At 52.6% G+C, this 21,638-nt stretch carries 24 protein-coding genes and 1 pseudogene; 8 read left to right on the forward strand and 17 right to left on the reverse strand.

What is annotated here, in order from left to right:
- Nucleotides 1-336: 336 nt before the first annotated feature.
- Nucleotides 337-2,748, reverse strand: a complete 2,412-nt coding sequence (locus R6U67_RS15975; protein WP_410253471.1) for a hypothetical protein — start codon at nt 2,746-2,748, stop codon at nt 337-339.
- 25 nt (nt 2,749-2,773) lie between these two features.
- Nucleotides 2,774-3,724 carry an undecaprenyl-diphosphate phosphatase gene (locus tag R6U67_RS15980; RefSeq protein WP_410253472.1) on the reverse strand — a complete coding sequence of 317 codons (951 nt, stop codon included), beginning with the start codon at nt 3,722-3,724 and terminating at the stop codon, nt 2,774-2,776.
- Nucleotides 3,725-4,114: 390 nt separating this feature from the next.
- Between R6U67_RS15980 and R6U67_RS15985 the strand changes: the two genes are divergently transcribed.
- Together R6U67_RS15985 and recJ are read left to right on the forward strand one after the other, a co-directional pair.
- A complete protein-coding gene (locus R6U67_RS15985) occupies nt 4,115-4,660 on the forward strand; it encodes an STAS domain-containing protein (RefSeq protein ID WP_410253473.1) in 546 nt (181 codons plus the stop codon).
- Nucleotides 4,661-6,889 (forward strand): single-stranded-DNA-specific exonuclease RecJ, encoded by a 2,229-nt coding sequence (gene recJ, locus R6U67_RS15990; RefSeq protein WP_410253474.1) that lies wholly within the window; start codon nt 4,661-4,663, stop codon nt 6,887-6,889. It begins immediately after the preceding gene.
- On the opposite strand, the gene gatC is transcribed toward recJ, so the two are convergent.
- The 5 genes from gatC to R6U67_RS16015 all read right to left on the reverse strand — a co-directional run bounded on the left by gatC (nt 6,882) and on the right by R6U67_RS16015 (nt 10,627).
- Nucleotides 6,882-7,169: an Asp-tRNA(Asn)/Glu-tRNA(Gln) amidotransferase subunit GatC gene (gatC, locus tag R6U67_RS15995; protein ID WP_410253475.1), complete on the reverse strand. Its 288-nt coding sequence runs from the start codon at nt 7,167-7,169 to the stop codon at nt 6,882-6,884. The two genes, recJ and gatC, sit on opposite strands and share 8 nt — an antisense overlap.
- Before the next feature lie 71 nt (nt 7,170-7,240).
- Nucleotides 7,241-7,759 (reverse strand): photosystem I assembly protein Ycf3, encoded by a 519-nt coding sequence (locus tag R6U67_RS16000; RefSeq protein WP_068789116.1) that lies wholly within the window; start codon nt 7,757-7,759, stop codon nt 7,241-7,243.
- Between the two features lie 222 nt (nt 7,760-7,981).
- Nucleotides 7,982-8,674: a 2-C-methyl-D-erythritol 4-phosphate cytidylyltransferase gene (ispD, locus tag R6U67_RS16005; protein ID WP_410253476.1), complete on the reverse strand. Its 693-nt coding sequence runs from the start codon at nt 8,672-8,674 to the stop codon at nt 7,982-7,984.
- Between the two features lie 101 nt (nt 8,675-8,775).
- Nucleotides 8,776-9,855 (reverse strand): YgfZ/GcvT domain-containing protein, encoded by a 1,080-nt coding sequence (locus R6U67_RS16010; RefSeq protein WP_410253477.1) that lies wholly within the window; start codon nt 9,853-9,855, stop codon nt 8,776-8,778.
- A gap of 169 nt (nt 9,856-10,024) precedes the next feature.
- A complete protein-coding gene (locus tag R6U67_RS16015; protein WP_410253478.1) occupies nt 10,025-10,627 on the reverse strand; it encodes a hypothetical protein in 603 nt (200 codons plus the stop codon).
- 16 nt (nt 10,628-10,643) lie between these two features.
- On the opposite strand from R6U67_RS16015, the gene R6U67_RS16020 reads away from it, so the two are divergent.
- Entirely contained in the window at nt 10,644-11,645 is a 1,002-nt protein-coding gene (locus tag R6U67_RS16020) for an aspartate carbamoyltransferase catalytic subunit (RefSeq protein ID WP_410253479.1), read from the forward strand.
- Nucleotides 11,646-11,714: 69 nt separating this feature from the next.
- Here the strand turns inward: R6U67_RS16020 and R6U67_RS16025 are convergent, their stop codons facing one another.
- The 9 genes from R6U67_RS16025 to R6U67_RS16065 form a co-directional block, all read right to left on the reverse strand.
- Entirely contained in the window at nt 11,715-11,849 is a 135-nt protein-coding gene (locus R6U67_RS16025) for a hypothetical protein (protein ID WP_410253489.1), read from the reverse strand.
- A gap of 68 nt (nt 11,850-11,917) precedes the next feature.
- Nucleotides 11,918-12,172, reverse strand: coding sequence for a UPF0175 family protein (locus R6U67_RS16030; protein WP_410253480.1), 255 nt, complete (start codon nt 12,170-12,172; stop codon nt 11,918-11,920).
- Between the two features lie 80 nt (nt 12,173-12,252).
- Nucleotides 12,253-12,687, reverse strand: coding sequence for a hypothetical protein (locus R6U67_RS16035; protein ID WP_087711152.1), 435 nt, complete (start codon nt 12,685-12,687; stop codon nt 12,253-12,255).
- Nucleotides 12,684-13,391 carry a DUF433 domain-containing protein gene (locus R6U67_RS16040; protein WP_087711150.1) on the reverse strand — a complete coding sequence of 236 codons (708 nt, stop codon included), beginning with the start codon at nt 13,389-13,391 and terminating at the stop codon, nt 12,684-12,686. The genes R6U67_RS16035 and R6U67_RS16040 overlap by 4 nt, the downstream gene beginning before the upstream one ends.
- A gap of 121 nt (nt 13,392-13,512) precedes the next feature.
- Entirely contained in the window at nt 13,513-14,574 is a 1,062-nt protein-coding gene (gene psbA / locus R6U67_RS16045) for a photosystem II q(b) protein (RefSeq protein ID WP_410253481.1), read from the reverse strand.
- A gap of 181 nt (nt 14,575-14,755) precedes the next feature.
- Nucleotides 14,756-15,244, reverse strand: a complete 489-nt coding sequence (locus tag R6U67_RS16050) for a hypothetical protein (protein ID WP_410253482.1) — start codon at nt 15,242-15,244, stop codon at nt 14,756-14,758.
- A 77-nt stretch (nt 15,245-15,321) separates the two neighbouring features.
- Entirely contained in the window at nt 15,322-15,621 is a 300-nt protein-coding gene (locus R6U67_RS16055; RefSeq protein ID WP_410253483.1) for a transcriptional regulator, read from the reverse strand.
- Nucleotides 15,622-15,633: 12 nt separating this feature from the next.
- On the reverse strand, nt 15,634-15,927 hold the full coding sequence (locus R6U67_RS16060) for a type II toxin-antitoxin system HigB family toxin (protein WP_087711901.1): 294 nt from the start codon (nt 15,925-15,927) through the stop codon (nt 15,634-15,636).
- A 34-nt stretch (nt 15,928-15,961) separates the two neighbouring features.
- Nucleotides 15,962-17,185, reverse strand: a complete 1,224-nt coding sequence (locus R6U67_RS16065; RefSeq protein ID WP_410253484.1) for a PQQ-dependent sugar dehydrogenase — start codon at nt 17,183-17,185, stop codon at nt 15,962-15,964.
- A 96-nt stretch (nt 17,186-17,281) separates the two neighbouring features.
- Between R6U67_RS16065 and R6U67_RS16070 the strand changes: the two genes are divergently transcribed.
- Nucleotides 17,282-17,791 carry a Tic20 family protein gene (locus tag R6U67_RS16070; protein ID WP_410253485.1) on the forward strand — a complete coding sequence of 170 codons (510 nt, stop codon included), beginning with the start codon at nt 17,282-17,284 and terminating at the stop codon, nt 17,789-17,791.
- A 58-nt stretch (nt 17,792-17,849) separates the two neighbouring features.
- Entirely contained in the window at nt 17,850-18,332 is a 483-nt protein-coding gene (locus R6U67_RS16075) for a Tic20 family protein (RefSeq protein WP_410253486.1), read from the forward strand.
- On the opposite strand, the gene R6U67_RS16080 is transcribed toward R6U67_RS16075, so the two are convergent.
- Nucleotides 18,329-19,135 (reverse strand): fumarylacetoacetate hydrolase family protein, encoded by an 807-nt coding sequence (locus R6U67_RS16080; RefSeq protein WP_410253487.1) that lies wholly within the window; start codon nt 19,133-19,135, stop codon nt 18,329-18,331. The two genes, R6U67_RS16075 and R6U67_RS16080, sit on opposite strands and share 4 nt — an antisense overlap.
- Nucleotides 19,136-19,306: 171 nt before the next feature.
- Here R6U67_RS16080 and rpsP point away from each other — a divergent pair.
- From rpsP to R6U67_RS16095, 3 genes and pseudogenes are all read left to right on the forward strand, one after another.
- A pseudogene (gene rpsP / locus R6U67_RS16085) lies at nt 19,307-19,534 on the forward strand (30S ribosomal protein S16); the annotation flags it as partial.
- A 408-nt stretch (nt 19,535-19,942) separates the two neighbouring features.
- Nucleotides 19,943-20,920, forward strand: a complete 978-nt coding sequence (locus R6U67_RS16090; RefSeq protein ID WP_087711914.1) for a PhoH family protein — start codon at nt 19,943-19,945, stop codon at nt 20,918-20,920.
- Nucleotides 20,921-20,969: 49 nt separating this feature from the next.
- Nucleotides 20,970-21,638: TlyA family RNA methyltransferase (locus R6U67_RS16095; protein ID WP_410253488.1), on the forward strand; the 669-nt coding region annotated here is incomplete at its 3' end.

A 21,638-nucleotide genomic window follows, 5' to 3' on the forward strand; every position in this document is an offset into this window, starting at 1 on the left:
GAGAATGCTGCCAAAAACATAGAAAAAGTCGGGGTCGGGCATACCCACGACTCTAAATGGACAAAGAACGGGCATAAGACCAGGGTTTCTGGCAATCCGATCGCTTTGTCAAACCAACCGTCAGTTAAGCCGCTTAGTCGGTTTGATTAGCCGGAGAATCCCCATCTCTTGCTTAGTGGGGAGTATGTCAATATGATATTGCCGGAATCGAAGGAGCCACAGCGGGTATCATCTTTTTAGTATTCGCTATTTTGAGTTTTTTCTTAACCCTAATTATCCTGCTTATCTACCATTTAATACAACTCAAACATCGCCCCTTCTCTTGATTTACAAGCCTTAATTCACACCCAAACAATTCGCTAAACGATAATCGAGATCCGCCCCCGTTTGACCCATCACGAGCCGCCGGGGATACATCTGACTTAACTGTTGCTGTTGCTCAAGACTGAGATTGAGTTGTCCTAAAATCTCTTGCTCCTGTTTATACTCCAATTGTTGCCGCAACCCCTGTTCGCCTGAACTTTGCTCATTCCAAAGTTGATCTAACAGTTGAACCTCCTGACAGGAGACGCGCCGACTGGCGAAGCGTTGTAGTTGTTGACGAGTCCAAGTATTGGCTCGTTGCCAATCGTCGCTCATCAACCAAGTTTGCAATTGACGATAATTCGAGAGAGCTTGGCGGAGACGTTCGGGCCGTTCATCGCCGAAGCGGTCAAGTTGGCTGACGTTACCACTGAACTGACTCATCCGCTCTTGAGCCAGTTGGAAATCCCCATCATAGAGGGCGGCCCAGGCTTGTTGTAGGGACTCGCGGTTGGCTTCATACTCTAGGCGATCGCGCAGAGTCCCCAGTCGAGAGGCGAGGCGGTTACGTTGACGGGAATCTTGGATCTTCTCCAGCCATGCTTCGGCTTGACTGAGGTTATCCTCACTCAGAGCCTGGTTAACGAGTTGCCCATAGGCGCGATCGCGGAGGTCTTGCCCCTGTTCCTGCCAATGGTCTGTCGTCAACTCCTGAGTTTGGGCGATCGCCCCTTGAGGATTTTGCTCCCCAAGCGCCGCCTGAGCCGCCTCAAATCGCCGTTGATTTGCCTCCCACCCCTGTTGCCATTGACGAGCTAAATCCTGCCGTTGCTCGGGGCTGAGGGTCCCTTGAGGAACCCGGTCTAACACCGCCAGAGCGGTTTCAGGCTTGCCCTGGTTATAAAACGCTTGGGCCTCGTCGAGGAGTCCCGAGGTAATCCGCTGATGAAGATGGGCGATGGTGTCTTGAGCCAGAGTCGGATCATCAACTCGTCGTAACTCAGCCAAGGCGCCGCTAAACTGACCTGAACGCACCAATTGTCGGGCCTGTCCGAGATGACAGCGATCGCCGAGAGATTGAACTCGCTCCCGCACAGACAACGGAACCTGTCGTACCGCCTGTAAACAGCGTTCATATTGCCCGCTACCATACAGTTGAGCAATTTCTTGCACCTTCATCTGTCGGCCTTGTTCCATCTGCCAGTGTTGATAGCCACCATAGCCGAGAATTAAGGAGAGAGTGCCGCCGATAATCACTTGCCAAGGACGAGAATTGCGGCGAAAGGGTTTTTTGGGCCGGGCGAAGCGGCGAGGTGGGGCCTGGTAGATGGTGGGTTCAACCCGTCGCGGCGGTTTGGGTTTGGATCGCGATCGCCGTTTCGGGACGGGTGGCACGATGGTATTGGGGCCAGGGAAGGGATCTCGTCCGCCGAGTTTTTCAGTGCGATCGCACCAGGGACAACGGGCCAAATGGCTTCCATAGCGATGGCGAGGGTTCCGCTGACAAGAGATGAGAGACTGTTCGGCTTGAGTCAAGGCCACGGCCCATTCATCGGCAGTGGGACGGTACTCGGGACGCTGATGGCCCGTCTCGAAACAGCGTAAAAATAGGGACTGTAGCTGGGGATGCAGGGTCGTTAACGGCGGGGCAAAGGGTTTGGGCCGCACAGGCACAGAACGCTGGCCATAGGGATAGTAACCGGCTAAAATGCGATCTTGAATTAAGGGCGGTTCACCGGATTTGAGATAGACTCCATCAAAGGGATGGGTTCCTTCCATCAGCAGTTGGAAAATCAGAACCGCCACGCCAAAGGCATCTTGGGCCGGGGTGCGATCGCAGCGATCGAAGCGTTTACCCTGCAATTCCGGTGGCGTAAACTCAGGTTTCCCCACGCCACAACGGTAGACCACCCCAGAGAGGCGATCGCGAATCTGGAAGGAGTCGGTATCAATCAGAAACACCAACGCCGAAGGATTCACCAACATATTGGACTCATTGACATCACCAATGACATAGCCGCGATGATGCAACGCCGACACGGCCACGGAGAGATTGCGGGCCACTCGATGCAGATGGGTATAGGTGAAAAAGGGGAGTTTCTGACGACGACTGCGAGGCGTATAGAGATCGTGCAGCGGGTAGCCTTGGGGAACCCGTGGCATCATAAACCCCAAGACTTGACCTCGATGATTGAGTAACAAGTCAACGGGAGCGGCAATGGCGGGGTTTTGCGGCGGATAGCGTAAACTCAAATGCAGCTTCGCTAGGCCGTTAGGGGTGAGTTTGTTGGCATGGTACAGCTTGGCCACCCACTGGGGATGTTCGGCAATGGCATAAATACTCCCTTCTCCACCTCGTCCGAGTTCTTGACTGAGGGTGATGCGTTGTCCATTGAGGCTATATAAGTCGGAAATCCCGACGGGGATGGAGGCAGGTTGTCTCATCACAGTTACAGCTTAAGGTCTGGTATTACGGTTGCAATACGCCCATGTTTAGCCCGACTAAAATCACAATCCCAAAGGCAACTCGGTACCAGACAAAGAGCCAGGTACTCTGGGTTTTGAGATAGTTGATTAACCAGGCGATCGCGAGATAGGAAAAGATGCCCGCTGAGAGGATACCGGCCGTTAGGGGCCACAGGCCCACCTCCTGAGTGGCCTCGATCACATCGCCCATTTCGACGAGTCCGGCTAGGGTGATGGCCGGCAAGCCCAAGAGGAAGGAAAACCGGGCGGCGGTGGCCCGTTCTAAGCCCAAAAATAGCCCGGCGGTCATGGTTGAACCGGACCGGGAAACGCCGGGAATTAGGGCTAAGGCTTGGGCGAATCCCATCAGAATGCCATCGCGGGTGTTGAGTTGTTCAAAGTTGCGTTTGTGACGACAAAAGCGTTCGGCCAGTCCCAGTAATAGTCCCATAACAATGGAGACGATCGCAATCACCACCGAACTGCGGGCTGTGATTTCATAAAACTCCCGAAAGCCAAATTTGATGACTAAGCCAATGATGGCAATGGGAAAGGTTCCGATGACAATGCCCAGGGCAATTTTAAAGTCTTCGCTTTGGTAGTTGCGATCGCGAATCGCTCGCAGGCCACCGCCAAAGACTTGAATTAAATCGGCCCAAAAGTACCAAATTACGGCCACGATGCTACCGAGTTGAATCACGGCGGTGAAGGAGGCCCCCGGATCGCCCCAACCGAGAAATTCAGGGACCACTTTTAGGTGAGCGGAACTACTGATGGGGATAAATTCCGTTAATCCTTGCACCATTCCTAGGATAATGGCTTCTAAGACATTGGGTTGCCAGGTGACAAGGGTGGGACCCTTGTCGCTGGCCTGGAGTGGCCCGGATAGGGACATGGCGATCGCCACACTGAGGCTGGCGACACCGATCATCAGTCGATATTGAAGTCTGGTCATGTTGGCTTAGATCAGCAGAGCTTCCCTATCTTAGAAGACCGTCCCCGCTGATGGGGAGTTGGCGATCGTAACTTGAGATTGGGGGTGCAACTTCTTTTAGTGTAACAAATGTTGATTTTTAAGTCAACATAAATCCCCCGAAATCGAGAATGGGTTGGCCCATCCCCCCTAAAATCGAGCCAGTTTGCAAAGCTAAGCTAAAAGTTCTATGAAACTTTGACAAAGTTATCGAAAACAGCCTAAAAGCCAACAAAATTTCACGGTACGATGGATGCACCTGGTTGACTGACGTCTTTATTTGGGGTCTCAAGCCAAGGAAATACCCTTCTTAACCATTCTGAACCGTTGTTTTAGACCTGATTGCCCAATCGAGGGAGTGCAAAACCGGCGATGGCCATCGTCCTCCGACCCCACGGAAAACTCAACGCCCATGGTGCCGCCAAACTGAAACGGAAGTTGGGACAACTCCTGACGACCATTGCGGCGGGTCAAAAAACTTGGATTGTCGATCTCGGTGATATTCACCATATCGATCGCAATGGCCTGGCCTCACTCATCGAACTGCGTCGTCAGGCGGAGAATGCAAGCTGTAACTTCCTGCTGCGGGATGTCTCCGAGTCCGTGAGGATGACCTTAGATGCGGCTCATCTCGGTCAAGGCTTCAACATTTGTCCAAAACGTCCTAGTTCTATCAAAAAATGCCGGCTTCGGGACCCGCGATCGCCCCAGAGATACCGCCGGCCGCCAACCGCTTCCCCCGAGAATGACCCCTCCCTGGATCTCACCAACCTCGATGGTGACGGTGACATTTCCCAAATTCCTCAGGTGAGTGCCAGCGAAGCGATGGCCGCCCCGGTCATTTCAACCCCTCCGACTCCTTCTCGACATTCAAACACAACGGTTAATGAGAGGCAGTGGACGACGTGGAGAGAGTAAATGGAGCGGTCACATCCCCCAGCCTTTTGGCACTGTAGCACCCCAAACTCGCCACCGGATGAGTTTGTACGAGCGGTGCAACGGTACGCCCCTACTGGGGGGAGACGCTTGGCAACACTCCTTTGGAATCGAGACCAACGAGACCTCTCGGGCCTACCCGGGTTCCTCGATGCAGACCACTACCGACCGACTGCTGCGGCTGCATTTGGGGCAGAAATGCAGCAGGCGATCGCCCGTCTGCAACAAGCGATCGCCCACTCGGAACAGGTGGCCATCTGGGGTGATTTCGATGCGGACGGAGTAACGGCCACGTCAGTTCTTTGGGAAGGACTGGGGCAATTTTTCGACCGTGGTCCAGATTCCCCACAATTGTCCTACTACATCCCCAATCGCCTCACCGAGTCGCATGGACTCAATCGGCCCGGAATTGAGCGGTTAGCGGCGGCGGGGATTCACCTCATCGTCACCTGCGATACGGGAAGTACCAATCTCGACGAAATCCAATACGCCGCCGAGTTGGGCATCGATATCATCGTCACCGACCACCATACTCTGTTACCACAACGGCCCCCAGTCACTGCCCTCATTAACCCTCGTCATTTTCCGTCGGATCATCCTCTCCATCATTTATCGGGGGTGGCGGTGGCCTATAAATTAGTTGAAGCCCTCTACGCCGCCCAACCGGACATTCCCCAACAGCCCTTAGAGAGTCTCCTAGACTTGGTCGCCATCGGTTTGATTGCCGATTTAGTGGAGTTACGGGGAGATTGTCGCTATTTAGCCCAACGGGGACTCCAGCAACTGCGACGACAATTGACAACACCCACCCATCCAGGGGTGACAGAACTGTTATTACGTTGTCAAGCCCACGGCGATCGCCCGACCGATATTTCCTTTGGTATCGGGCCACGCATCAACGCCGTCAGTCGCATTTATGGAGATGCCAGCTTTTGTGTGGAGTTGTTGACCTCCCGAGATGGCGATCGCAGCCGCCTCCTGGCCCAACAAGCCGACGAAGCCAACGATCGCCGCAAAGAAGTCCAACAGCGAGTCTTGCAAAGCGTAGAAACGCAACTCGAACAGATTGATCTCTCCACCACCAGCGTCATTGTCTTAAGCGATCCCCAATGGGATGTGGGAGTTTTAGGCTTAGTCGCCGGCCAAATCGCCAGCCAATGGGGTCGTCCAACCCTCTTACTTTGCGAAGACCCTTTTAGTGACCCTCCCTTTGCCCGAGGATCGGCCCGATCTGTGGCGGGTTTAGATCTCTATGAGTTAGTCAACCGTCAATCTCATCTGTTACATCGCTTTGGCGGCCATCCCTTCGCCGCTGGGTTAAGCCTTCCCCTAGAGAATCTGCCCCTGTTACGAGAAGCCCTCAATCAACAACTCTTGCAACATCTTGGACGTTTTGGTGGGATTCAACCGATCCTCAACTATGACTTAGAGGTAACGGTTGCGGACCTAGGACAAGGCTTATTGGACGAGTTACGACACCTCGAACCCTGTGGAATGGGCAACCCGGTCCCTCGTTTATTGCTGCGACAATGCCAGTTTCAGGGGGTCTATCACCGGAAACTGCGAGTCAAGGGTCAGAAGTTGCAATATCTGATTACCCATTTCCAACTGCAAGACGCCAGTTGTGATCAGGGCTTTCCGGGAATCTGGTGGGGTCATTACAAAGAGGAACTTCCCCCAAGTCCCTGTGATGTCATTGTTGAACTCGACGTCAACACCAACTGGAAAACCTCAGCCAAAATTCCAAAATATCAAGTCCGTCTGATTGATGTGCGTCCCAGCGGCGAGTCTATTGCTTTGGAGATGTCCCGGCCGGATTGGGGCCAAGCCAGCGGCGACCCCGTCTCGATGGACCAGTTAGCCGAAACCAGTCAGCAAACCTGGTTAACCTTAATTGGGATCGCCAAATATCTTAGTCGAACCGGTGAAACCCGCTCACGGCAAGTCATTCAGCAGAAACTAGGAATCGGCGATCGCCCCCTAGAGATTGGCTTGGAACGCCTCTGTCATCTCGGCTTCTCGGTTCACTCCCCCAGTCCCGAGGCGATCGCCATTAGGGCCATCTCCGATGACAGGGGCGATCGTCATCTCCAATCCCTGGCCCAACCATTCCTCGATGCGGTGTGCGAGGAACAATTCCGCCAACGCCATCGCCAACCGCAACAGACTACATTACAAACTACATCACAAACTACATCACAAACTACATAATTTTAGGAACTTTGAAAAACGTATCTTCACGGTCGGGGGCGGACTCCAACAAATCGTCCCGATGAGGATAAGATTCTTGCTGATCAACGCGAGTGATATTTCGCATATCAATGGCGTGGGCGGTCGGTTTTACGTTCTCCGTATCCAACTCTTCCAACTGTTCAAAATAGTCCAAAATCCCAGTTAATTGACCAGCAAACTGAGTTTCTTCAGCTTCTGTTAATTGTAAACGAGCCAAATGGGCGACTTTTTTGACATCATCACGATTAAATTGACTCATGGTAATTTCTCGAATTAAAAAGCAATGTGACCTGTTTTTTGGGGTGAGTTTCTGTTAGATTGGGGTGACTTTTAGAAGCCATCTAACGAGGCACGACCCGTCGTTTTCATCCAGTTTTGCGCTTCAATGTAGTTGTTGGGGGCCAAGCGAACCGCCTGTTTCCAATAGTCGGCGGCTTTATCAAAAAAGGCTTCAGAGGCATCGAAATCTCCCTCTTCTTTCGCCCGTTCTCCTCGATATTGATAAATTACCGCGATATTGTTAAAGGCTTGGGGCATCCGAGGATTTAACTCTAGGGCTTCATGATATTTTTCTAGCCCTTGGTCATGGTCGCCGTTGCTCGTATAAATCAGACCCATGTTATAGAGAATATAACTGCGATCGTTGGGGTCATCTTCGAGTTTTAAGGCTTCTTTGTAGTTGTCCATGGCCTCGGCGTATTCACCATCGGCTTGAGCGGACATCCCATCACGATAGTAGGCAAAGGCTTCTTTTGCCGATTGTTTAGCGGGCAGAATCTTGAGGATGATATCTGCCATCACCGTAAAGGATTTATCGATGAAATTGTCGTTGCGTTGTGTCCGTGGCATAGGAGGTTTGTTAAGGGAACAGGGAACAGGGAACAGGGAACAGGGAACAGGGAATAGGGAATAGGGGGAAGAGGCATAACCCACCCCTAACCCCTCCCAAGAGGGGATGGCAAGAGGCACGAGTCGGGGGTACTGCAAGTGCTGCCCTCTCTTACTCTGGTTTTGGGAAGGGATTGGGGGAATCCGTTTTTTAGCTTAATCGATCTGTTGTCGTTTGTGGGGTTAAGATTGGCGATCGCGGTGGTTGAGGACAAAGGTGGCGATGGTGAGGTCGATGGGGGTGGTGACTTTCAGGTTCGTGTCTTCTCCGGGGACGATTTGAACCCGAAGCTGGCATTTCTCAAATAATGCCGCATCATCCGTAACTTGCCAACCCTCTCGCCGGCCGCGATCGTGGCAAGCCTTGAGGGTGGCCACCTCGAAGCCTTGGGGGGTTTGGGCGGCCCAGAGACGACGGCGATCGGGGGTATCCTGGATTTCTAAGTCATCGTTGACGACTTTGATGGTATCTTTAACCGGAATCGCGGCGATGAGTCCGGGACAAGTCTGAACCTCCTTGGCACAGCGGTTAAAGAGATCCGGCGTCGCCAAACACCTGGCCCCATCATGAATCAAGACATGGCGGGCATCCTCAGGAAGGGCTTGTAAACCGTTATAAACCGACTCCTGACGTGTCTCTCCTCCCTGAATCAAGTGAACGGGTTTACGGAGGGCCAGTTGACTGAGAATGTCCTTAAACTCGTCGCGGTCATAGGGTTGACAAATTAAGCCAATCCAGGTAATCGCTTCGGCCGCTTCAGCCGCTTTGAGAGTCCAAGCCAGAATCGACTCGTCGAGGAGGGGAAGTAAGAGTTTATTGCGATCGCTGCCCATACGGCGACCAACGCCCGCCGCAGGGATGAGTAGATGGGTCATAGGGGAAGAAAGGCAAGAGGCAAGAGGCAAGAGGCAAGAGGCAAGAGGCAAAAGAAGGGAACAGGGAACAGGGAACAGGGAACAGGGAGAACCTAACCCAACTATTTCTCGACGGTGGTGAGGTAGCCTCGGGAGAGGAAGGGAACGTCGATCACCGTGGCCTCACTGGACCCGACTTGAACCGATAAGCCAGCCCCTCCAGCTTTGGTGCGAATATAGCCTAAGCCGAGATAGCCGTCCTCTGTGGCGACGATGCTGGTGAGGGTTCCGACTTTAGTGTCCTCCACCTGAATCGGGGTTCCGGGGTCTACGAACTCACTGAGGCGGAGTCCCCAGAGTTGTTGTTTGACCCCTTGATAGGTGTTGAGACGGGCGATGGTTTCTTGGCCGATGTAACAGCCTTTGTCGAAGGAAATATAATCCCAGAGTCCCGCTTCTAGGGGATTGTAGTCCAGGGTTAGTTCCGCATCGGGGGCCGGTCGTCCCTGTTGAATGCGTAGTTGCTGCCAAACCTTTTCTCCGAGGGGGGTGGCCCCGTTTTCGTGCAAAGCGTTCCAGATGCTGGCAGCTTGGTCCGCGTCACAGAGGAGAGTATAACCGGGGAGGTTGAGGCCATTACTGGCCCCGATGCGAATTTGGGGGGAATCGGGGAGATGGTCTAGGCTGAGGAGGCGATGTTGTCCTGGGGGAATCTCTTGGGAAAGACCGAGTTTTTGCAGGAGTTGAGGGCTACTGTCACCGATGAGGCTAAAACAGGCCGTTTCTGAGGTGCGATCGCGCAATTCGACGTTATCGGCGGGGAAGATATAGCGGTCTAAGAGTTGAAAGAGGGTATCGCGGCGACTGGGGGAAACCAAGAGAATGACGGCCTCATCGGTGATGTAGGCGGTGGCCAGGTCGAGGGTGCGGGCTGTGTTGTTGACAAATACTGTCTCACAGAGGTCTCCCGGCTGCCGTTGGTTAAACTCATTGGTACTTTGATTATGGACAAAGCGAAGGCGATCGCCTCCCGTGAGTTCTAAGCGTCCCCAGGGGGTGCGATCGTACAGGGCTACCCCGGATTGGGCCGCCTTGAAAGCGTCGCCGTCATTGTTGAAACTCACCGCCGCCGTCACTCCTGGGGCGATCTCCTCGGTGATGGCCCCGGCGGCCCGTTGTCTCTCCTGTAACTCCTGATTCATGGTCAAGGGGATATGTTAATGCAAATTGCTCTTGTTCTCAGGATACAGGCAAGCCAGGGACAGTTCATAGCCTCTTGCCCGAAGAGTACAGCCCCAAGGGGACGCCCCCACATCTTCTCTCTTGCCTTCTCCCCCCCTGTTCCCTGTTCCCTGTTCCCTGTTCCCTTCTTCAAAACACCAACGGTCGTCCCTGACTGGTGAACTCCACCCCAGCAATATCCAGTTCAGGGTTTTCCAGGAGTGTGCTGCGTAAACTCCCCAGGAGGGAAAATTGTTCACAGGTTGAGAGAGAGGACCAACGGCGGGGTGCGTCGGGGGCGATGCGTAAATCCACATTCACCACCCCGGTGAGGTCGTCCCGCTGTACGCGATAGCCAGCCAGACGAAACTCTCCTTGTGCCCAATCTTTGAGAACATGACCGATCGCCCCTTCGGTGGGTTGTTCAGGAGAAACTTGTTCGGTTCGGGGGATGAGGTTCTCGCAAAAGAGGTCGGGACGATAGACGGTGACTGTGAGGCTTTGCTGATCGAGACTCGGTTCTTGGGGATTGGGATTATCAGGCGTTAACTCGATGTCGTTGGGATTTCCGTTGGCCTCTGAGGGGGTTCGGGGAGGTTCTGGGGAACTCGGTTCGGTGTCGGTGATTAGGGGTTGGTTACTGCGGGGGGAACCAAACCGCCGTTGGGCCTGGGCGGAATCGGTGAGGGCCAGGCTGGCGATCGCCCCGGTGAGGAACAACACCAGATATGATTTGATACTGTTAGCGCGCATAATGTAACCTTCTCTAATGACTGCCATAGCGACCCCTCCTTGGACTCGGCGACATATCCTGTCCTTAGAAGACTTCTCTGTTCCTGAATACGACACGGTGTTACGCACAGCCGCAAGTTTTCGGGAAGTGTTATCTCGACGGACCAAGAAAGTCCCCACGTTGCAGGGACGGGTCGTGACCAACTTATTTTTTGAGCCATCGACTCGCACTCGCAGTAGCTTTGAGTTGGCGGCGAAGCGTCTGTCGGCCGATACTCTTAATTTTGCGCCGGGAAACTCCTCGTTAACGAAGGGAGAGACCATTTTAGATACTGCCAAGACCTATCTGGCGATGGGGACGGACATGATGGTAATACGCCATCAACAGGCGGGGGTTCCTCAGGTGATTGCCCGCGAGATGGAACGCCTCGGAACTCATGTGGGAGTCCTCAATGCCGGGGATGGCCTCCATGAACATCCCTCTCAGGCTTTGTTGGATTTATTTACGATTTGCGCTCATTTAGATCGTGACAATCCCCGAACTGACTGTTTGCAGGGTAAGAAAATCGCCATTGTTGGGGATATCTTGCATTCACGGGTGGCGCGATCGAACATTTGGAGTTTAACCACCAGTGGGGCGGAGGTTCACCTAGCGGCACCCCCCACGTTACTGCCAAAGTTATTTGCCCAAGCGATGGGAGCGTATCATCCCGAGCGATTGCATCTACATTGGGATCTCGATGAGGCGTTGCAGGGGGCGGATTTTGTGATGACGCTGCGGCTACAGCGAGAACGGATGACGGCCCATCTGTTGCCCAGTTTGCGAGAGTATCATCAGTCGTTTGGCATTACGCGCGATCGCCTCAAACGCTGTCAGCCTCAGGTCAAACTTCTACACCCCGGCCCAACGAATCGCGGCGTTGAACTCAGTTCTGATGTGATGGATGACCCTAAGTTGAGTCTGATTCAGGCTCAAGTGACCAGTGGTGTCGCTGTTCGCATGGCCCTGTTGTATCTTATGGGGGGCAGTCATGGTTAGCTGGATGAGGGAATGGCGAAATGATAGATATAAGTTAAACCTATATAATCGTCTCACCCCTAGAGAGCTTCAGGCATCCTCCCCGGCTTGTTGTAGGGCAAAGTCGATGACGGTTTGACTCAGACGGATGTTGTGGTTGAGCATCTTGGCGATCGCCCCCCGTACCGACAACTCAGGATAGTATTGCTTAGCTTTGAGGAGGATGCCGTAAGTCTCCTAGAGCAGCCACTAAAGCAATTAAAGGAGATGTATTGATCGCAATGATTCGAGTCTCAGGCATTGTCTAGATCAGACTGTAGTTCTCTCTCATCTAAATCGATCATGGGTACACCATAATCCGCCAACTTTAAGAGAAATGTGGTCCGCTCTACCCCCAATAACATAGCAGCCATTCCTGAGGAAAGTTGTTTCAGTTCAAATAACTTGACCGCCATGGCCCATTTAGCTGCTTGTTCAAATTGCTCTTGGCTCTGACCTAATGCATCAGGAAAGGTCTCAGGATAGTTAATCGTCAGTTGTCGAGTCATAGTTAAACAGCCTCAATAAGTCTCATCCTATATCGTAGGCCCCAACGCCAAAAGCGCCCCCCGCAGGAGGCGCTTGAGTTCTAATGTTGGAGTTCATCGAGAAGCGCTGGGCGATCGCGGTACAGTTTCACACGACCGTCCCGATAGACCTTGGCGATAAAGGGAGCATCTTGCTGTCTGATCTGTTGCTCGATTCGAGTCATGGCCGCCATAAAAGCATTCGCCATCTCGTCGCCGGTTAAGTTCTGAGAGGTTAAGGCAAACATACGAATGTTGTAGGTGGCAACTGTTAGGCGTTCGATGGTGTTGCGGCTGATCCGAGCATCTTTTGTCAGGACAACCCAACCTCGTTGTCCCACTTCTGGCAACCATTCCACATCGAGAGCATTTGGGGGAAAATGGTCATCATGGAGTGCAATGGTTAGCCCTTGTTCTTGTAGTGTTTGCCCTAGTTTGCGACCGAGACATCGGTCAATATAGAAGACAATTGGCTCGATGGGAGGCTTACCCGTCATGCTACTGCGGGAAGTTCGCAACGAATGGCCTCTTCAATCGAAGCTAGATCGCAGTTGTAATCCTCTGCCAACTCTTGCGTGGTTTCTCCGGCCCGGTAGCGATCAACCACAACATCCGTGGGAACCCCAATGTGGGCGATCGCCAGGCGACCAAAGGCAATTCGCGGATCGAAGGCGAGAATTTTGGGGCTTTGTTCTTCCCGAGTGCGGGTAAAGGGGTACAGTCGCAACGCTAAACCGCGATCGTTCCATTCGATGCGATCGAGATGTAAGTCTAAGGCAGCTCGCAGGGCCAGTTGTCCGTTTTGACTAACGTTGAGCAGGTTCCCACAGCGCTCAATAAATAAGTTGATCCCATCTGTGAGAAAGCGATTGCTAGCGAGAGGATGGGGTTGGTCAAATTGGCTTTGTAGGTAGTCAAGGGCAGTGCGGACGTTCGCTAGGTCAATTTTATGTTGGGTTCGCAAGGCCCGGAGGATATGAATTTCTAATAGGTTGATGAAGCTGAGGCGTTGGGGGCGAACTTGGGGAGGCTCGATGAGAGGTTGAAAGGTTTTGTTGCCGTCTTTGGTTGGATATTGTCTCCCTTTAACCCAGGTGCGAACTGTGGCTTCGGGAATCCTCAGGTAGTGGGCGGCTTGGGGGATGCTGTAGTTTGGGAGATCTTGGGGTTTATTTAGGTTGAAGGCTAAGGTTGAGTTCATTTGCAGATAGCAAGATGTTGGCTCCTAGAAGATTATCAAGTCTCATCCTATATCGTAGGCCCCAACGCCAAAAGCGCCCCCCGTAGGAGGCGCTTGAGTTCTAGGCTAGAGAGAGAGGGGTCTAGCCGTTAATCGAAGGCGCTTCAGTGGCTGCCAAGTCGAGGGGGAAGTTGTGAGCATTGCGCTCGTGCATCACTTCCATACCCAGGTTGGCACGGTTGATGACATCAGCCCAGGTGTTGATGACGCGACCTTGGCTATCCAACACGGATTGGTTGAAGTTGAAGCCGTTGAGGTTGAACGCCATGGTGCTGATACCTAAGGCGGTGAACCAGATGCCAACTACCGGCCATGCACCTAAGAAGAAGTGCAGAGAGCGGCTGTTGTTGAAGGAAGCGTATTGGAAGATGAGACGACCAAAGTAACCGTGAGCGGCGACAATGTTGTAGGTTTCTTCTTCTTGACCGAATTTGTAGCCGTAGTTCTGAGATTCGCTCTCGGTGGTTTCACGAACCAAGGAGGAGGTCACGAGAGAACCGTGCATGGCGGAGAACAAGGCACCACCGAAGACACCCGCCACACCGAGCATATGGAAGGGGTGCATCAGGATGTTGTGTTCAGCTTGGAACACCAACATGAAGTTGAAGGTTCCCGAGATGCCGAGAGGCATACCATCGGAGAAAGAACCTTGACCAATGGGGTAAATCAGAAAGACTGCGGTGGCAGCGGCAACGGGTGCGGAGTACGCTACGCAAATCCAGGGACGCATTCCGAGACGGAAGGACAGTTCCCATTCACGACCCATGTAGCAGAAGACGCCAATGAGGAAGTGAAGAATCACGAGCTGGTAAGGACCGCCGTTATAGAGCCATTCGTCGAGGCTGGCAGCTTCCCAGATGGGGTACAAGTGAAGTCCGATCGCGTTAGAGGAAGGAACAACGGCACCGGAGATGATGTTGTTTCCGTAGAGTAGAGAACCAGCCACCGGTTCGCGGATACCATCGATGTCCACGGGGGGAGCGGCGATGAAGGCGATGATGAAGCAGGTGGTGGCGGTGAGCAGGGTCGGGATCATTAAGACACCGAACCAGCCGATGTAAAGGCGGTTGTTGGTGCTGGTGACCCAACCGCAAAACCGTTCCCAGAGGGAGGCGGATTGCTGTTGTTGAAGTGTGGTTGTCATAGTTAAATGATTGCTGTGTAACTACAGGTGTTGTAGTTGGGTGAATATGATTGGTATGAATCTGGTACTACCTTAACGAATTTGTAACGCTTTGTAAAGGGTTTGTTACAAAACTCTTCCTAATGATAGATATAAGCTGGGCTTATGTAAGAGGCTCGGGACGGGTCAGTCTGTCACCTGTCTAGTCACAGACAATAATCAGGGTGGTGGTTTCGCCGTTGCGACGACGGCCAATCACCAAGCGTCCGGTGAGGATGTCTTGGTCGTGCATTTCATAGATTCGCAAATCGCTGACATCCGGGTCATCGAAGGCGATCGCCAGTTTTTGGCGGGCGATCGCCTCATCACTACTGTTTAATGGATCCAGGAACCGGTGTAGAATTTTCTCGAAGATGTCATAAACGGCTTCAAATTCCTTGACAATATCGCCAGTTTGCCCATCAGGGCGGCGATAGAGTAGAAGCCATCCCCCCAGCCAGTCTTCTTGTTTGGAGTCGAACCACTCAGGTCCGAGAAACTGGCGTTGACAGCGTAGTGCAATTTGTTCTAAGTCTGTGTCAGGATCTACGATGTCGTAGAACACCGCTGATCCGAGTAAGATTCCGTAGTCATTGCCGTAGAGGGCGATCAAATCACTGACATATTGGGGAAGTTGAGAGGATTTGCTCATGTTCCGTGAAGTCCAGGTAGCAACAGGTTAAGACTTAATCGAGTTGAGACAATTGGTTTATTCTTAGTTATTTAACGTTACGGGAGTGATTCACTCAATGCTTCTTGAATCACCTGATCACTCACACCTCGGCGCTTCAAACCGGCAATAAATGGTGAAGCCTCAAGATTTCGTGATTCTAGAAAATACAAAGTCTGCTCACTTACTTCTGGCAAGGCGATCGCCTCCATTTTTTCTTCATAGGCTTCTACCAAGGTGACTAGGATTTCCAACTTATCGCCCTCCGGTGTTCCCAAGGGAGCATTAAACAAGCTTTCTATTTCTAATAACGCTTGCTCGTAATCAGCCTTGGTTTTGATGGGTTTTAAATTCAACATTAATCGATATCCTTAAATTGTTGCAGAATCAACACGATCATACTCAGCATGAGTCCCGATAAAGCGAATAAAAATGATTGCGAGGTCGTAACGAACATGGACGATTAAACGGTAATCGTTACCCTTTATATTAAAGACTACCCGATTGTTCGCAATAATACTTGCATTTGCATAAATCTGCTTGATATCGTTTGGACTCTGCCAGTTCATCCGAACCACATCATGAAACCATGCTTTTAATGGCTGTTCTGCATCGGCATGATTTTCCCAAAACTCCCGCAACCGTCGCCGTGCAATGACCCTCATTAAAAAGGCTCCTCCAACTGGGTGTATTCCACACTTAATCGAGTCGAATTAACTGGCCTTGCGGCGCATCCGTTAACACATAGAGATGACCATCCGGGCCGTCGCGGACATCCCGAACCCGCTGACCGATCGCGATCGCCCGTTGGTCCGTCACCTGACCCGACTCATCTAACTGAATATGATGCACCGCTTGGGAGACCAACCCGCCAGCAAAGAGATCTCCATGATAGATCGCTAACCCCGAGGGGGCGATCGCCGGAGTCCACACCACCTCTGGGTCAACCATATCGGGATGGGTTTGGCGGTCTGAAATCGCACCTCCTGTATATTCCTCACTGTGCGTCACCAAGGGCCAACCGTAATTCTCGCCTTCTTGAATCCGATTCAACTCGTCACCCCCCCTGGCCCCATGTTCCGTTGACCAAATCTCACCCGTTTGCGAATCGACGGCTAAGCCTTGGATGTTGCGATGGCCGTAACTCCAAATCGCTGGGTCACTGTCAGCGTCTCCAACCCAGGGATTATCCTCAGGAATTGACCCATCGTCGTTGAGACGTACAATTGACCCCAAATGACTATCGCGATTTTGGGCCTGGGTGCGAATCAACTCCCCATCGAGTTCCAGCGGCGGATTTCCCCCATCACCAATACTCACCAGTAGGGTTTCGTCAGGAAGCCAGGCCATCCGGGACCCAAAATGTTGTCCCTCTGTTTTGGGGGAAGAGACCTCAAAAATAACCTCCACATTCTCTAACCGGTTTTCCTGCAACTCCCCTCGCGCCACTTGGACTTGGTTTGCATCCGGCGTTCCATGAGAATAGGTGAGGTAAATTAAGGCGTTTTCTTCAAAGCGGGGATGGACCGCAATATCGAGTAATCCCCCTTGATTGAGGGCCAACACCTCGGGAACTCCGGAGACTGGGGTGGGATCTAATACGCCGTCGCGGACGATGCGTAAACGTCCGGGCCGTTCCGTAATCAGCAGGGTTCCGTCCCGAAGCCAGGCTAATCCCCAGGGATGTTCTAAGTTGTCAATGATGGTGGTTTGCTGCCAATCTTGGTCTAAGGACAGGGATTGATCTGAGTTCGGGGAGGATGAGTCGGGGGTGGGGGTTGCTGCGAGATCGGTTCTGTCTGCGTCTGGGGTGGTGTCTGAACGGGTGTCTGGGGGAGGTTCTGGTGTGGAACAGCTAGTGATGAGTAATAGGGCCAAGGCTGAGTTGGCCAGGTATCTCGTGACATGGGTGAGGGGTTGCATGATCCTGAGTTTGATGAAGTCCTAGGCGGCCAATCGGGTCAGATGGCATATCGATTACCATAGTAAGAAACTTACCCCCCCATTGGAGATATTCCTATGACTCGGCGAGGTTCACAGACTCCGGGCGATCGCATCCTAGCCTGTGTCATCTATCTGTTACCCCTACTCGAATCGATCCGCTATGGTGGCTACTTGTTCGATCTGATGCCACTGCTGGCTAAGCTCATCTTAATTCCCCTCTCTCCCCTGCTGATGCTTTACGGGGGATTTGTCCAAGGCGTTCCCTTCGGTGGACTGATTATTTTCTTTGCGTTGTTCCTGCTGGTGGTTCGCAACCGCAATCTCAGTCATTTTTTGCGCTTCAATACGATGCAGGCCCTGATTATCAAAATCGGCTTGTCCCTAATCGCCATTGTTAGCCAACTCATCGGACTTCCTCTGCAAACGGCGGCGGGATCGGGAAATCTTCTTGTGGCGGTGATTGCGAATATGGTTTTCTTAGCCGTTTTTGGGGGATCTCTCTACGCGATTATCCAAACGGCGTTTGGGCGATATCCGGATCTCCCGGTTGTCTCGGATGCGGCTTACCAACACCTGGATCACTGAATTCCGATAGGATGGAGAGACTGGCCTCACGACTAATGTATCGATTTTTGAGTGTTTTATGAACAGCCCTTCTAATTTTAGCTGGCGCGATCGCCTCGGCGCGGCCGCCGTGTATCTGGTTCCCCTGATGGAAGGCCTCAGCTTTGGTAGCTTCCTGTTTCGCCAATTTCCCATCCTCCAGGTTCTCTTTATCCCCCTGATTCCGGTCATTCAACTCTATAATGCTATCCCTTTCGGGCGGCTGATTCTCTTCTTTGTCCTCTTCTTTGCGGTGGTTCGCAATGATAGTCTCAACCGCTTTGTTCGGTTTAACGGGATGCAGGCGGTTCTGCTGACGATTATTCTCTCGATTAGCAGCCTCATTCTGAGTCTGTTCGGATCTGGGTTACAATCTGGTGCGCCATTGCTGTTAGAAACCCTCGTCAATACCCTATTCTTGGGAACCATCGCCGCGGTTGGCTTTAGTCTCGTGCAATGTCTGCGGGGACAATATCCCGAACTTCCGGGAATCTCTGATGCGGCCAATTCTCAGGTGTTTTAAGCTGACTCTGAGATCTGCACTGGGGGAGTTGGCTTGGGAATCACGGGATTCTCCAAGGCGCCGATTCCCTCGATTTCCACGCGCACGCGATCGCCGACTTGCAAGGAACCCACCCCTTTCGGCGTTCCGGTTAGGATCACATCTCCCGGTAACAAGGTCATGATTTGGGAGATATAAGAGACTAAGGCCTCCGGGGAATAGACCATGCGATCTAATTGCGCTGACTGGCGGGGTTTCTCTTCCTCGTTGAGAAAGGTTTGCAGTTTCGCGCCTGGGTTGATTTCTCGGACGACCCAGGGGCCGAGAGGACAGAAACTGTTAAAGCCTTTTCCTCTTGTCCAGAGGCGATCGCGTCGTTGTAAATCCCGAGCGGTGACATCGTTGGCGATCGTATATCCCCAAATATACTCTGAGGCCGCATCCGGGGAACAGTCCTGACAGGTCTCGCCAATCACTAAGGCCAACTCCCCTTCATAGTCGACTTGCTCAGATTGAGGAGGATACACGATCGCCGTGTCATGAGCCACAATCGTTGTCGGTGGTTTGAGAAACAACAGGGGTTCGGTGGGAACCTCCGCCGCCATCTCCTCAGCATGATCGCGGTAGTTTCTCCCCACCGCCACAATCTTGGATGGCGCACAGGGGGCCAATAACTCGTAGGTTTCCGCCGCACAGGTCATCTCGGTCGGCTTCCCGTTCAGCCAGGGCGGTGCATCGAAGATCTTGACACTGCGGTCAACTTGCAAAGAGCCATAATAAATTCGTCCTTCAGCCGTGCGGACGCGGATATATCGCTGTGCCATAGCTATCGTCGACTTTAGGGGCAATTATACTGCCTTAAGGAATGATTTCAACCCAGTCCCGAGCGATCGCCGGGATGCTCAATGGGAAAAAACAGTTTATACTAGAGAACTGACCTTTTGCAGTTATCCTAGTACAGAAGGGTAAACCCGAAATAGCCAACTTTTGCACACATGATTAAACTTCGACTCAAACGCCTCGGTAAAAAAAGAGAAGCCAGTTATCGTATCGTAGCCATGGAGAGTTCGGCTCGTCGCGATGGTCGTCCTCTGCAAGAACTCGGGTTCTACAACCCCCGTAGCGGCGAGACGCGCCTCGACAGTCAAGAACTGCTCAAATGGCTTAACAATGGCGCACAACCCACGGATACCGTTCGCGACATCCTCCGTCGCGCTGAGCTTGTTGGCCCCAAACCCGGAACTCCCGCCGGAACTCCCGCCGCAACCCCGGCGGCTTCCACTGAAGCTGAAACGACTGAAGCTGCATCTAGCGAAGCAGAAGCCACTGAAGCTGAAACGAGCGAAGCTAGCGCCTAATAGCGGCGGCTATCTCCAAGTTTCTCGGCTAGACTCGGTTTTTTTCAAGTGTAGACTCATGCCATACTGAAAATGGCTCTACACTGGAACTAAGCCGAGTCTCTGTTTCCATTTCTCCCTAAGCCGTCGAAAGTCACACGAAGTAGGACACTCAAGACAACCAAAAGCATTGCCCCATAAGGTTATCGCTAATAAATTTTGCCTATTTTTAAGTGTCGATAAGAAGCCTCCCGTCTGAATTGCCAAATCTTGCCAAATATCTATCCCTAGGATATGACCCCCCGACTCACCATCGATCTTTACAGTCCTGAATGCGCCCTCGCCTTGGTGGGACAGCAGGAAGTCAATCTCAAAACCCTAGCGCAGCAAACCGGCGCTACCTTAGTCTTACGGGGTCAAGAACTCTTTGTCTCGGGAACGGATAGCCAAACCGGACGCTGTGAGCAACTGATTCAAATTCTCTCACCGATTTGGAAAGTGGCCAAGCCGGTGGCTGATGTGGATATTAACACAGCGATTCATGCCCTGGATACGGGGCGACAAGATGAACTCAGAGATTTACGAGATGATATTCTCACCCGCACCCGTCGCGGTGAGGATATTCGCGCGAAAACCTTTCGTCAGCGTCAATATGTCAAGGCGGTTCGCAACCATGATTTAACCTTTTGCATTGGCCCAGCGGGAACGGGAAAAACCTATCTAGCGGCCATGTTGGCGGTGCAGGCGTTACTCGACAAACGCTATGAACGGCTGATCTTGACTCGTCCGGCGGTGGAAGCGGGGGAACGGTTGGGATTCCTTCCGGGAGACTTGCAGCAAAAGGTGAGTCCCTTTTTGCGTCCGCTGTATGATGCGCTCTATGAACTCATCGACGCGGAGAAGATTCCTGATTTGATGGAACGGGGAATCGTGGAAGTTGCCCCGATCGCCTATATGCGCGGACGAACTCTCAATAATGCCTTTGTCATCCTGGATGAAGCTCAGAATACCACATCGGCTCAGATGAAGATGGTCTTAACTCGTTTGGGCTTTAATTCCCGCATGGTGGTGACGGGAGATGTCACTCAGACGGATTTACCCTCAACTCAGATGTCGGGGTTACAGGTGGCCCAGAAGATTCTCAAAAACGTCGATGGAATCGCCTTTTGTCAGCTCACAGCGGCGGATGTGGTGCGTCATTCTCTGGTTCAGAAGATTGTCACGGCCTATGAGAAGCATGAGAAGAGGAAGGGAACAGGGAATAGGGAATAGGGAATAGGGAACAGGGAACAGGGAACAGGGAACAGGGGGGAGAGAAGTTTTGGTGAAGCAACGTTTGGATACGCTGTTGGTGGAGCGACAACTCTGTTCGTCGCGTCAGTTGGCCCAACGCTGGATTCGGGCGGGTGAGGTGCGGGTGAATCAGCAGTTGGTGGATAAGCCGGGGACGGCGGTGGCGGTGGATGCGGAGATTTCTGTGAAACCGCGATCGCCGTTTGTGTCTCGGGGTGGGGAAAAGCTGGACAAGGCGTTACAGGTGTTTCCTGTCTGGGTGGAGAATCGGGTTTGTCTCGATGGCGGGATTTCCACGGGAGGTTTTACGGACTGTTTGTTGCAACGAGGGGCGCAACGGGTCTATGGCGTGGATGTGGGCTATGGTCAGGTGGATTGGAAGCTGCGTCAGGATGACCGGGTGATTCTCAAGGAACGCACAAATTTACGCTATCTCACCCCGGAGCAATTGTATCAGGCTGATGACCCGCGCCCGGATTTGGCGGTGGCGGATGTCTCGTTTATTTCTCTGGAAAAGGTGTTTCCGGCCCTTTGGAATTTGTTGGTGTCACCTCGGGAAACGATTGTTTTGGTGAAACCTCAGTTCGAGGTGGGCCGATCGCGGGTGGGCAAGAAAGGCGTTGTCCGCCATCTCGGCGATCGCGCCGATGCCATTATTCAAGTTCGGGATGCGGCGCGAGGTTTGGGATGGTGCGAT

The sequence above is a fragment of the Sodalinema sp. genome, from assembly GCF_046483825.1.
Classification (GTDB): domain Bacteria; phylum Cyanobacteriota; class Cyanobacteriia; order Cyanobacteriales; family Geitlerinemataceae; genus Sodalinema.